The following is an 11812-nucleotide window of genomic DNA, read 5'->3' as shown; positions in this document are numbered from 1 at the left end:
CCTGCAAATGCCTCCACATATGCTTGCGCAGCAAGGGGCCTGTTCTTATATACGCCGCACAACCGTCCAAGCCGCGCGGACCGTAGCTTGCGGCGGAATTCTTGTGAACAGGGGCTTTCCCGGGAACGCCTGACAGGGTCCACGAAAGCCTGCTTGAAGGAGAGAACGACAAAATGGCAAAAGTAATCGGCATCGATCTGGGAACGACCAATTCCTGCGTCGCCGTCATGGACGGCAAGGACGCCAAGGTCATCGAGAATGCGGAAGGCGCGCGCACCACGCCTTCGATCGTCGCCTTCACCGCTGACGGTGAGCGACTCGTCGGCCAGCCGGCCAAGCGCCAGGCGGTCACCAACCCCGAAAACACCGTCTTTGCGGTCAAGCGCCTGATCGGCCGCCGCTTCGACGATCCGGTCACCGACAAGGACAAGGGCCTCGTTCCCTACCACATCGTCAAGGGCGACAACGGCGACGCCTGGGTGGAAGCCGGCGGCAAGAAGCAGTCGCCCTCCCAGATCTCGGCGATGATCCTTCAGAAGATGAAGGAGACGGCGGAGGCCTATCTCGGTGAGAAGGTCGAGAAGGCCGTCATCACCGTCCCGGCCTATTTCAACGACGCCCAGCGCCAGGCCACCAAGGATGCCGGCAAGATCGCCGGCCTGGAAGTGCTGCGCATCATCAACGAGCCGACCGCGGCAGCCCTCGCCTACGGCCTCGACAAGAAGGACGGCAAGACCATCGCCGTCTACGACCTCGGCGGCGGCACCTTCGATATTTCCGTGCTGGAGATCGGCGACGGCGTGTTCGAGGTGAAGTCGACCAACGGCGACACCTTCCTCGGCGGCGAGGACTTCGACATGCGGCTGGTCGAGTACCTGGCGGCCGAGTTCAAGAAGGAACAGGGCATCGACCTGAAGAACGACAAGCTGGCCCTGCAGCGCCTCAAGGAGGCCGCCGAAAAGGCCAAGATCGAGCTGTCGTCCTCGGCGCAGACCGAAATCAACCTGCCCTTCATCACCGCTGACGCTTCCGGGCCGAAGCACCTGACGATGAAGCTCACCCGCGCCAAGTTCGAGAGCCTGGTGGACGACCTCGTCCAGCGCACCATCGCGCCCTGCAAGGCGGCGCTCAAGGATGCCGGCCTGCAGGCGGGCCAGATCGACGAAGTGGTGCTGGTCGGCGGCATGACCCGCATGCCGAAGGTCCAGGAAGTCGTCAAGCAGTTCTTCGGCAAGGAGCCGCACAAGGGCGTCAACCCCGACGAGGTGGTTGCGCTGGGCGCGGCCATCCAGGCCGGCGTGCTGCAGGGCGACGTCAAGGACGTGCTCCTGCTCGACGTCACCCCGCTGTCGCTCGGCATCGAGACGCTGGGTGGCGTGTTCACGCGCCTCATCGAGCGCAACACGACGATCCCGACCAAGAAGAGCCAGGTCTTCTCAACCGCCGAGGATTCGCAGAGCGCGGTGACCATCCGCGTCTTCCAGGGTGAGCGCGAGATGGCGGCCGACAACAAGATGCTCGGCCAGTTCGATCTCGTCGGCCTGCCGCCGGCACCGCGCGGCGTGCCGCAGATCGAGGTCACCTTCGACATCGACGCCAACGGCATCGTCAACGTCTCGGCCAAGGACAAGGGCACCGGCAAGGAGCAGCAGATCCGCATCCAGGCTTCCGGCGGCCTCTCCGACGCCGACATCGAGAAGATGGTCAAGGACGCCGAGGCCAATGCCGAGGCCGACAAGCAGCGCAAGGCGCTGGTCGAGGCTCGCAACCAGGCCGAGGCGCTGGTCCATTCGGCCGAGAAGTCGCTGAAGGACTATGGCGACAAGGTCTCCGAGGCCGAGCGCACGGCGATATCGGATGCCATCGCGGCCCTGAAGACGGCCGCCGAGGGCGACGATGCGGCCGAAATCGAGGCCAAGAGCCAGGCGCTGGCGGAAGCCTCGATGAAGCTTGGCCAGGCCATGTACGAGGCCTCGCAGAAGGAAGCTGCCGAGAGCGACGCGGCAGCGGACGCCGCCAAGGATCCGGACGTCGTCGACGCCGACTTCGAGGAACTCGACGACGACGACAAGAAGAAGTCTGCCTGATCCCATCGGTACCGACTGAAATCGGAAAGGCCCGGCCCTGTGCCGGGCTTTTTCATGCCGTTGAGCCGATGAAGGAAACGTTCTTCGATGCAGTATCGACCGTTTTGGCCGAAGTCCGACCGCGCGCGATGGACTACCAGCCCCTCCCTCGGCGTTAAGCCTAACGATTGGTTTCCAGCACAACCCGGCTCCCTCGATGCTAGGCTCGGGCCTCAGCTAAGGGAGGAGCGGGGCGCGTGTATTTTCGCATTCTGGGGTTCTGGCGGCTCTTGGCGGCGCTGCTGGTCATGATTTTTCATTATCTGGTCTATGGCCCGGCGAGCGGGCTGGACGCCGCGTACCGCATGCGGGCGCTGATGCCGCTGCTCGACATGTTCATGATGATCTCGGGCTTCCTCATCATGCTACGTTACGCCGACAGGCTGCTGGCCGAGCGCGGCGCCTACGCCCGCTTCATCGTGCGCCGCCTCGCCCGCTTCTATCCGCTCTATTTCGCCACCCTCGCCTATTTCGTCATCGTCGGCATCGCCGTGCATCTCGGCTGGATCGGCTCGAGCGCGGCGGGTCGCTACGACTGGTCGGCGCTGCCGGCCAACATCCTGCTCGTGCAGGGCTGGGGCTTCACCGACGCATTGACCTTCAACTATGTCGGCTGGACGCTGTCGGCCGAGTGGTTCTGCTATCTCACTCTACCAGCGGCGGTGCTGATCCATCGCCGTTTCGGCACCGCCGGGTTGGCTGGTCTTGTCCTCGTCTCCTGCGCGGCGCTGGAGACGGCAACCGTCGCCGGCGCCATGCCGTTCGACAATTGGATGGTCGCCGACACCTGGGGCGCCTACCGGGCCTTCGCCGATTTCGCCATTGGCGCCTTGGTGGCGATGCTGGTGCGGGACAGCCGCTGGCAACTGGCCAGCACACGTCCCGGCTGGCTGCTCTTCGCAATGACCCTGCTTTTGATGTGGAACGGGCTCGGCGGCTATCCGGCCTTCACCCTGCTCGCCGCCTCGATCTTCCTGGCGGCCCTCGCCGAACGCAACAATCCCGATGCGACCCGGCTTTTGAAGTCTTTCGATCAGCTGGCCAATGCCTCCTTCAGCATCTATCTCATCCATCCAGTTGTCGCTTCGCTGCTGTTGGGCATCGTCTGGCGCCGGCTGGTCGAGCCGACCGGGTTCATCAGCTTCTATGCCTTCTGGTTGGCTCCGCTGTCCGTCACGCTCGTTCTGGCCATGCTGTCCGCACGTTTCTTCGAGACGCCTGTAGCGAAGCGGCTGAACGACCTGTTCATGGCCCTCGCCGCGCCCGTCCGCAAGTTTTCGCGCGTCACCTGAGCCCTGGCGACCGCGGTACGATTGCCACCCGACCGAAAAAATCGCTGCACTGCCCGGCAAACTATGGCATTGCGGCTTCCGGCTTACTAAATCGAGGCCACGTCGGACCGCCATTGCGGCCCGACCCGACAAGCTCGACAACGGGGCCGTGAACAGACAGAGCGACGGGAAATCATGAAGGCTGACTTCTACGAAACGCTCGGCGTCCAGAAAGGCGCCGACGAAAAGGAACTCAAGGCAGCGTTCCGAAAGCTCGCCATGCAGTTCCATCCCGATCGCAATCCCGGCGACCATGCCTGCGAGCACAAGTTCAAGGAAATCAACGAGGCCTACGAAACCCTGAAGGACCCGCAGAAGCGTGCCGCTTACGACCGCTTCGGCCACGCCGCCTTCGAGAACGGCGGCATGAACGGCGCCGCGCACGGTTTCGCGGCCGGCGGCTTCGCCGACATCTTCGAGGACATTTTCGGCGAGATGATGGGCGGCGGCGGTCGTCGCCGCACCTCGGGCGGGCGCGAACGCGGCGCCGACCTGCGCTACAACATGGAAATCTCGCTGGAGGAAGCCTTCGCCGGCAAGACCGCACAGATCCGCGTCCCGGCCTCCGTCTCCTGCACCGAATGTTCCGGTTCCGGCGCCAAGCCCGGCACCCAGCCCGTCACCTGCACCATGTGCGGCGGCCACGGCAAGGTGCGCGCCGCGCAAGGCTTCTTCTCCATCGAGCGCACCTGCCCGCAATGCCAGGGGCGCGGCACCACCATCAAGGACCCCTGCCCGAAATGCGCCGGCCAGGGCCGCGTCACCGAGGAGCGTTCGCTTTCCGTCAACATCCCGGCCGGCATCGAGGACGGCACCCGCATCCGCCTGACCGGCGAAGGCGAAGCGGGCCTGCGCGGCGGGCCTGCGGGCGACCTCTACATCTTCCTCGCTGTCAAACCGCACGAATTCTTCCAGCGCGACGGAGCCGACCTTTATTGCAAGGTGCCGATCTCGATGACGACGGCCGCGCTCGGCGGCTCCTTCGAAGTGGCGACGCTGGACGGCACGCAGACGCGCGTGAAGGTGCCGGAAGGCACCCAGAACGGCCGCCAGTTCCGGCTCAAGGGCAAGGGCATGCCGGTGTTGCGCCAGCCGCAGATGGGCGACCTCTATATCCAGACCGCGGTCGAGACACCGCAGAACCTGACGCGGCGCCAGCGCGAGTTGCTGGAGGAATTCGAACAGCTCTCCTCGAAGGAAAATTCGCCGCAATCGAGTGGCTTCTTCAGCCGCATGAAGGATTTCTTCGAGTCATTCGGCGAGCACTGACGCCCGCCCGCCTTCCGGGCATGGCCGCTGCTTCATGGCTAAGACATGTGCCATCCAAATATCGAAACGACAAAAACTATCTTGTCCACGACCTTTTTTAGCTTCGCTCCTTGCTGACGCTGGGTTAGCTGTTAAGTAGCGCGAGGGGCGCATCAGGAGAGGCATTGATGGCACGCAGCCACAGTTTGAAGCGAACCCTGGCCGAGAAGTTCGACGACGAATTGCAGTTCTTCAAAGGTTGGATCGACAGGCCGAAGACCGTCGGCTCGATCGTGCCGACAAGCTCCATAACCGCGCGCAAGATGGCATCGATCGTCGATCCCGGCTCAGGCCTGCCGGTGCTGGAGGTCGGACCGGGCACCGGCGTCATCACCCGCGCCATCCTGGCGCGCGGCGTGAAACCGGAAAACCTCTACGCGCTGGAATATTCGCCCGAGTTCGTGCGCCATCTCCGCCGGCTCTATCCCGGCGTCAACGTCATCGAAGGCGATGCCTTCAATCTTTCGGCGGCGCTCGGAGACCATCGCGACCAGACCTTCGATTCGGTCGTGTCCGGCGTGCCGCTGCTCAATTTTCCGGTGGCGCAACGCGTTGCCTATGTCGAAAGCCTGCTCGACCGCATTCCGGCCGGCCGGCCGATCGTCCAGCTCACCTATGGCCCGCTGTCGCCGATCCCGCCCGGCCGCGGCGACTACACGGTCGAGCATTTCCACTTCGTCGTCCGCAACATCCCGCCGACGCAGCTGTGGATCTACCGGCGGCGCAAGCATGGTTGAGACGGCCTCCGCACCGGCTTGATTTGGCGGCGGCTTGGCCTATAGAGGCTGCAATCGAGGAGCCGCCGTGCCCGTCATCCCCAAAATCCTCGTCTTCGCCGGCTCGGTCCGCACCGGCGCGTTCAGCGGCAGGACCGCCGACGTGGCGCAGAAGGCGCTGGCATTGGAAGGCGCGGAAGTCACCCGGCTGTCGCTGGCCGACTATCCGCTGCCGATGATGGATGAGGATCTGGAGAAAGAGAGCGGCATTCCCGACAATGCCATGAAGCTCGCCCGCCAGATCGCCGCCCATGACGCCGTGCTGATCGCCTCGCCCGAATACAACGGCTCCATTCCGCCGCTGCTGAAAAACACGATCGACTGGGTAAGCCGGGTGCGCCACGACAACGGCAGGGTGCTGCGGCCGCTGGCAGGCAAGCCGGCAGGTCTGTGCTCGTCTTCCGCCGGCCATTTCGCCGGCATCCGCGCCGCGAACCACCTGCGCGCGGTGCTGGTGCGCTGCCAGATGGAGGTGGTGTCGCCGGAATGTTCGGTGCCGGAAGGCGCGTCGGCCTTCGACGAGGCCGGCAATTTCCGCGACGGACGACTGCAGAAATCGATGGAGGTCCTATGCCACACGCTGACGCAAGCCGCGCGCCAAGCCTCGATGAGGATCGGGGCATGAATACGGACACCATGCGCGAGCGCCTGATCGTCGGGCTCGACGTGCCCTCGGTCAAGGAGGCCGAGACAGTGGTGCGCGACCTCGGCGACGCCGTCTCCTTCTACAAGATCGGCTACCAGCTCGCCTTTGCCGGCGGGCTCGATTTTGCCCGCGAACTGGCGAGCGACGACGACAAGAAGGTCTTCCTCGACATGAAGCTGCTCGACATCGACAACACGGTGGCGAAGGGCGTCGAGAACATCGTCAGGATGGGCATGACGATGCTGACCATCCATGCCTATCCCAAGGCGATGAAGGCGGCGGTCGAGGCGGCCAAGGGCAGCGGGCTGACGCTGCTTGCCGTCACCGTGCTCACCTCCATGGACGAGCGCGACGTCATCGACGCCGGCTACGAATACGATCCGCACACGCTGGTGCTGCGCCGCGCCGAGCAGGCGCTGGCGGCAGGCATGGGCGGCATCGTCTGCTCGGCCGAGGAAGCGGCGGCGGTGCGCCGGATCGTCGGACCCGACATGGCGGTGGTGACGCCCGGCATCCGCCCGGCCGGTGCCGCGCACGGCGACCAGCGGCGCGTGGTGACCCCCGCACAGGCGATCCGCAACGGCTCCAGCCACCTCGTCGTCGGACGGCCGATCGTCGGCGCGGTTGACAGGCGGGCGGCGGCGCACGCTATTCTCACCGAGATGCGTTCGGCCTGAACGGGTGGGCGCCGACCAGCAGGAGAAAGAGAATGCCGAAGGGATACTGGATCGCCCGCGTCGATGTTCGTGACGCGGAGCGCTACAAGGACTATGTCGCCGCCTCCAAGATCGCCTTCGACAAATACGGTGCCAAATTCCTCGCGCGCGGCGGCGAGCACGAGAAGGCGGAAGGTTCGGGCCGCGGCCGCAACGTCATCATCGAGTTCGAATCGCTGAAGGTGGCGCACGACTGCTACCATTCGCCGGAGTACCAGCGCGCCGCTGCCATCCGCCAGCAAGTTGCCGACGGCGAGATCGTGCTGGTCGAAGGCGCCTAGGGCAATTTCGGCAAAAGCGAGCCCCGGTTTTCCATCCGGGCTTGCGGGAAGAAGCACCATAGTGCCGACAAGTTTCGCGCCGCTACTCAAGGAATCTTAAACGGATCGGTGTTTGCTCAAGGGAGCCAGCCGGCTTGCGCCGGCATGTGCAGCCCGAGCGAGCGCCGCCCATGCAACGAACAACCGCACCGCGCCTTTACAACCTCGACCTCCTGCGGCTCGTCTCGGCGCTCACCGTGCTCGCCTTCCACTACGGTTTCCGCATGGCGATTTCTGGCGAAGGCGGCGGCGTCGGCTTTCCGGAACTCGCACCGGTGGCGATGTGGTTCGACACCGGCCTGATGGTCTTCTTCGTCATCTCCGGCTACGTCATCGCGCTGTCGGCGCAGGACCGTTCGGCCTTCGACTTCGCCGTCGGGCGTTTCGCGCGGCTGTGGCCGACCTTCGTCGTCTCAGCCACCGTGACGGCGCTGGTGCTGCTTGCATGGCCGGTGCCCGGCATCCCGGACCCGACGCTGCCGCAATGGCTGGCGCAGTTCATCATGATCTCGCGGCTGGCCGGCCAGCCCTTCATGGACGGTGCCTACTGGACCATCGCCTACGAGATCATCTTCTACAGCTGGGTGTTCCTGCTGCTGGCCGCCGGCTGGTTCCGCAACGGCTGGCGCATCGCCGTGTTCGTCTGGCTGGCGATTTCGGCAGGCAACGAATTCTTTCTCCATTCCGGCGCGGTGACGAAACTGTTCATCACCGAATATTCCGGCTTCTTCGCTTTCGGCCTCGTCCTCTTCCATGCCCGCCAGCGTTTCGACGGGAAGGCGGCGGGCCTTCTGGCGCTGGCGCTCCTGTGGGCGGTGGCCTCGACCTATGTGGTCGAGCCGCGCATGGTCGAGCAATATGGCGTGCATCGCGCTTTCTGGGGCGTCGGCCTTACCGGCATCGTGGCGACAGGCGCCGTCACGCTCGCCGCCCTTCTGCCGGCGCTGCCGATCCGCCCGGCGCTGGCCTACGGCCTCGGCGCGCTGACCTATCCGCTCTACCTGCTGCACCAGCACATCGGCTATGCCGTGTTCACCCGCTTCGCCACGCCGGGCAACCGCTGGCTGGTCGTCGGCCTGCTGATCGCGGCCCTTTTGTTCGCCGCCTGGCTGATCGCGACCCTGATAGAGCCGCCGGCACGGCGCGCCATCGTCGCCGCTTCGCGCCGACTGAAACTGCCGATGGCGGCGCACCGGCGGCCGGCCTGAGACCCTACATAAACCGAAAGGGAATGCCCGAGAGAAGTGCCTTCACATAGCGCTTCTCCTGGTAAAGACCGTTGAGCGACACGCGCCCCACCGCCGTAGCTTGCTGCCCGCTCCACGAGCCGAGCACGCCGGGCTGCGTCGTCACGGCGATGGCAAGCCCGGCCTCCGCAGCCGCGCGGAATTCGCGCTCGCCGACCGCCGCCGGGAAGCCGTAGGGATAGGCGAAGCACGTCGGCCGGCGGCCGACATAGGACGCAACCGCATCGACGGAGCCTTCGATTTCGGCCCGCAGGCGCGCCGCATCGACGCGGCGCAGCGCGACGTGGGTGAGCGTATGCGCGCCGAAACGGGCGAGCGGATCGGCGGAGGCCAGGGCAGCCAGTTCGCCGTCGCCCATAACCAGCCGATCCGTGATGCCGAGCGGATCGATGCCATGCGCCCTTGCCGCCTCGTCGAGCCGGGCGACGGCAGCATCCTCGTCGCCGCTCTGGATGAAGTCGCCGATACGATCGAAGGCGACCTGCTTCTCAGCCGGCGTCGCCATCGGCAACGTCTCGACACCGCCGCCGAAATCAAACTCCAGCCGGTCGGCCGTTTCGGTCAATGCCTCCGCCGTCTCCCACCACAGCGAGCGGGTGCGCTCGACGAAACCCTCGGTGATGAAGATCGTGTAGGGCACACCATGGCGGCGGAATACCGGTGCGGCATGGTCGGCATTGTCGCGATAGCCGTCGTCGAGTGTGAAGCAGACGAAGCGGCGTCGATCCGCCGGATCGGCGAGCAAGACCGGCAGGTCTTCCAGCGCCACCGGCGTCAGGCCGCATTCCAGCGCGGCGCGGATCGCCAGGTCGAGGAACTCCGGCGTCACCGAAAGCAAGGCGTTGGGATCGTGCGCCTTGGGCGCAGCCGGCCGCACATGGTGCAAGGTGAAGACGACGCCGTGCCCGCCGGCCGCCGGCCACAGACGCCAGCCGCGGCTCAGCGCGACGGCCTCCAGCCCCCACCGGATGGCGGCGCGCTTGAGGAGGCGTTTCGCGGCGCTCATGTGGCAGCCTTTCGCCGGTCAGCGCAGGATGCGGCGCGTCAGCACGCGCCAGCCGGTGAGCGGCAGGTCAATCAGCCCGGGCATGGGGTCGCTTGCGGCAAAGGTAGCCCAGGCACGCACGGCGCCGAAGGAGCGCAGATAGTCCATCGGCTTCAACGTGCCGCGGCCGACCAGCGTGGCCGCCGACACCATATCGCGCGCCAGATACATCCAGGCAGTGCCGGGACGCACCCGCGCCTGCTCCACCGGCAGGCCGTTGGCGCTCTGCCACAACATGGCGCCGAGATCGATGCCGGCCGCGGCGGCGAGACCGAACCAGGACCACGGCCGCGGGTTGACGTCGAGGAGCTTGAACGTGCCGTCGCGGCCGTCGCGCTTGAACTCGATCTCGACCAGGCCGTGATAGCCGATCGAGGTGAGCAGCCGCCGAGCGGCTGCCGTCACCTCAGGCGCCTCGACCACCTCGACGAAGGTGGAGGTGTAGCCGAAATCGACCGGATATTGCCGGGCGCGGCGCGCCGTGAACTCGGCCAGCGGCCGCCCCTGCCACCACAGCGCGGCGTAGGAGAACTGGTTTTCGCCGCCGCCGGGGATGAGTTGCTGGACGACGACGTTATCGAGGCCGATCTGGCCGACGGCGTCCCTGTAGGCCGCCACAAAGGCACCACGATCGTCGGCGCGTACCACCTTGGCGCGCGCGAAGCGGTTGTCGCCGCCGCCCATGTTGGGCTTCAGCACCACTGGAAAGCGGATGTCGGCGCCTGCGGCCTCGTCGAGCGAGGCGAAGCGGTAGGTTTTCGGGACGTCGAGGCCGAGTTCCTCCGCACGGCGATAAAGCAGCGGTTTCTCGCATGCCCATTTGAGCCGCTCCCACGGCGGCAGCACGACCTGGAAGGCGCCGGACAGCGCGGCGATCGATTGCGAGACGAAGCGCACTTCGGCATCGCCGCCGGGTACCAGCAGCGCGCCGCGCAGATTTTGCGTGGCGGCGAGGTCGAGCAGAAAATCCACGGCGCCGCCGGAATCCGGTCCGCCCCATTCGCTGCTGCCGTCGACACGGCGCGACCAGCCCGGCAGCGGCGTGTCGTTGGAAACGAGGTGTACCCTTATGCCCTTGCCGCCGAGGCTGCGCGCCAGCGCCAGCGTGCCGTGCGCGCCGCCGAGCACGACGACACCCGGCGCGCCGGGGCCGGGCGCCTTGCCGGCACCGCGGTCGTCCAATCCGGGATGGGAGGTGTCGGACATCGTCGGCTCCGGCAACCGGCACTCATCGTCGAGAGCAAAGTGCGCCATTGGCAGGCCGATTGAAGTGTTGCGGCATAGCTTAGACGCGGCCGGTTAACAAACTGCTCCGGCGGCGGCCGCGGCAGGCTTGTCAAAGCCGTCAAATCGTAGCCGGACGGCCGATCTCCAGATCACGACCGGCGCCGGCGATGGCATTCCATTTCCGCATTGAAGCGCGGCCTGCCTTCCGCTAAGAAGCCGGAGCCGACCGGTTCGCCGGCCGTGCCGGGAGCTGCGGCGCAGTTTCCGGAGCACCCGTAGCTCAGCTGGATAGAGCGCTGCCCTCCGAAGGCAGAGGTCACAGGTTCGAATCCTGTCGGGTGCGCCAAAATAATCCAGTAAATACAGATAGATACGAAGGGGCGGCCTTTCCTTCGGCGAATGTCCCACAGTTTAATCCCACACAGCGCACTTTAAGGCGGCCAACGGCCCCTCTTCACGCGGGCGGCCCAACGCCGGCAAATCGGCTTGCCCGATTGGCGGGCTTCCGCCAATCTACAGACTGGGGGGAGCTTTGATGCACAGAGAGCGTTTTGCCGCTATCGGCCTGGCGATGTTTGTGTCTGTGTTGTCAAGCTCGGCGGCATTTGCCGACGCGAACGAGTGGCAACCGGCTTATTTGGGTTGCGTATTTACGGCGTCCGCGTTTTCGGCGACTGACGACATCTACGCCGACCACCGCTATGAACAACAACTGAAAGTTGGCCCGACAAAGTTTGAGCTTGCGTTCTCCGCTATCGATCTTTCCGCGCGGCATGCCCAACTTACCGGAAATATGGGGTCGACACCGGTATGGGTTCAGCGGGGGGGGGGGGGTTTTGATAGTCTGGTGTTTATCGAGTGGACGCCCGGCGGTAGCGTGAATTTGACAACCGTTTTTGCTCCCACGCAAGGCGGGGCTATCCGAGCGGTGTCGTCGAGGCACATAGCGCAGCCATTCGGCGGATACATGGCATCTCAATACCTTGGCACCTGTAAGGACCACGTCGGCGAACCGCCGGCGAACGACAAGTAAGTTCCGTTGTTGCGGGCCTTCGGCGGGTGATTGCGTC

The 11812-nt window shown here is 65.4% G+C and carries 11 protein-coding genes and 1 tRNA gene; 10 read left to right on the top strand and 2 right to left on the bottom strand.

The genetic code is table 11. The features are described from left to right. Window positions 1-173 precede the first annotated feature (173 nt). From dnaK to FGU64_RS15620, 8 genes are all read left to right on the top strand, one after another. Window positions 174-2087, top strand: a complete 1914-nt coding sequence (gene dnaK / locus FGU64_RS15655; RefSeq protein ID WP_136354073.1) for a molecular chaperone DnaK — start codon at window positions 174-176, stop codon at window positions 2085-2087. 236 nt (window positions 2088-2323) lie between these two features. Then, entirely contained in the window at window positions 2324-3418 is a 1095-nt protein-coding gene (locus tag FGU64_RS15650) for an acyltransferase (protein ID WP_139954027.1), read from the top strand. A 174-nt stretch (window positions 3419-3592) separates the two neighbouring features. Next, a complete protein-coding gene (dnaJ, locus tag FGU64_RS15645) occupies window positions 3593-4726 on the top strand; it encodes a molecular chaperone DnaJ (RefSeq protein ID WP_136354069.1) in 1134 nt (377 codons plus the stop codon). Between the two features lie 167 nt (window positions 4727-4893). Then, window positions 4894-5502 (top strand): phospholipid N-methyltransferase PmtA, encoded by a 609-nt coding sequence (pmtA, locus tag FGU64_RS15640; protein ID WP_136354066.1) that lies wholly within the window; start codon window positions 4894-4896, stop codon window positions 5500-5502. 67 nt (window positions 5503-5569) lie between these two features. Beyond that, complete coding sequence (locus FGU64_RS15635) at window positions 5570-6166, top strand: NAD(P)H-dependent oxidoreductase (protein ID WP_139954026.1); 597 nt, start codon at window positions 5570-5572, stop codon at window positions 6164-6166. Next, on the top strand, window positions 6163-6864 hold the full coding sequence (gene pyrF, locus FGU64_RS15630) for an orotidine-5'-phosphate decarboxylase (protein WP_136354062.1): 702 nt from the start codon (window positions 6163-6165) through the stop codon (window positions 6862-6864). Before FGU64_RS15635 ends, pyrF begins: the two co-directional genes overlap by 4 nt. Before the next feature lie 32 nt (window positions 6865-6896). Beyond that, the gene (locus tag FGU64_RS15625; protein ID WP_139954025.1) at window positions 6897-7184 is read left to right on the top strand and encodes a DUF1330 domain-containing protein; all 288 of its coding nucleotides are present in this window, start codon (window positions 6897-6899) and stop codon (window positions 7182-7184) included. 170 nt (window positions 7185-7354) lie between these two features. Continuing rightward, entirely contained in the window at window positions 7355-8431 is a 1077-nt protein-coding gene (locus FGU64_RS15620) for an acyltransferase (RefSeq protein WP_139954024.1), read from the top strand. A gap of 4 nt (window positions 8432-8435) precedes the next feature. Here the strand turns inward: FGU64_RS15620 and FGU64_RS15615 are convergent, their stop codons facing one another. Both FGU64_RS15615 and FGU64_RS15610 read right to left on the bottom strand, forming a co-directional pair. After that, window positions 8436-9476, bottom strand: a complete 1041-nt coding sequence (locus FGU64_RS15615) for a polysaccharide deacetylase family protein (RefSeq protein ID WP_139954023.1) — start codon at window positions 9474-9476, stop codon at window positions 8436-8438. An 18-nt stretch (window positions 9477-9494) separates the two neighbouring features. Further along, the gene (locus tag FGU64_RS15610; RefSeq protein ID WP_180375550.1) at window positions 9495-10721 is read right to left on the bottom strand and encodes an ATP-grasp domain-containing protein; all 1227 of its coding nucleotides are present in this window, start codon (window positions 10719-10721) and stop codon (window positions 9495-9497) included. A gap of 290 nt (window positions 10722-11011) precedes the next feature. Between FGU64_RS15610 and FGU64_RS15605 the strand changes: the two genes are divergently transcribed. Together FGU64_RS15605 and FGU64_RS15600 are read left to right on the top strand one after the other, a co-directional pair. After that, window positions 11012-11088, top strand: a tRNA-Arg gene (locus FGU64_RS15605). A 189-nt stretch (window positions 11089-11277) separates the two neighbouring features. Next, window positions 11278-11775, top strand: coding sequence for a hypothetical protein (locus FGU64_RS15600; RefSeq protein ID WP_139954022.1), 498 nt, complete (start codon window positions 11278-11280; stop codon window positions 11773-11775). The last annotated feature ends 37 nt before the right edge of the window (window positions 11776-11812 follow it).

This window comes from Mesorhizobium sp. 8 (genome assembly GCF_006351905.1).
Taxonomy (GTDB): domain Bacteria; phylum Pseudomonadota; class Alphaproteobacteria; order Rhizobiales; family Rhizobiaceae; genus Mesorhizobium; species Mesorhizobium composti.
The sequence above is the reverse complement of the archived record's forward strand: the minus strand, read 5'-3'. Positions and strand labels throughout refer to the sequence as shown.

Excerpts from the sequence above, each read along its gene's own strand:
- dnaK (WP_136354073.1), top strand. The coding sequence starts at position 174 with ATGGCAAAAGTAATCGGCATCGATCTGGGAACGACCAATTCCTGCGTC.
- dnaJ (WP_136354069.1), top strand. The coding sequence starts at position 3,593 with ATGAAGGCTGACTTCTACGAAACGCTCGGCGTCCAGAAAGGCGCCGAC.
- pmtA (WP_136354066.1), top strand. The coding sequence starts at position 4,894 with ATGGCACGCAGCCACAGTTTGAAGCGAACCCTGGCCGAGAAGTTCGAC.
- pyrF (WP_136354062.1), top strand. The coding sequence starts at position 6,163 with ATGAATACGGACACCATGCGCGAGCGCCTGATCGTCGGGCTCGACGTG.
- FGU64_RS15625 (WP_139954025.1), top strand. The coding sequence starts at position 6,897 with ATGCCGAAGGGATACTGGATCGCCCGCGTCGATGTTCGTGACGCGGAG.
- FGU64_RS15620 (WP_139954024.1), top strand. The coding sequence starts at position 7,355 with ATGCAACGAACAACCGCACCGCGCCTTTACAACCTCGACCTCCTGCGG.
- FGU64_RS15615 (WP_139954023.1), bottom strand. The coding sequence starts at position 9,476 with ATGAGCGCCGCGAAACGCCTCCTCAAGCGCGCCGCCATCCGGTGGGGG.
- FGU64_RS15610 (WP_180375550.1), bottom strand. The coding sequence starts at position 10,721 with ATGTCCGACACCTCCCATCCCGGATTGGACGACCGCGGTGCCGGCAAG.
- FGU64_RS15600 (WP_139954022.1), top strand. The coding sequence starts at position 11,278 with ATGCACAGAGAGCGTTTTGCCGCTATCGGCCTGGCGATGTTTGTGTCT.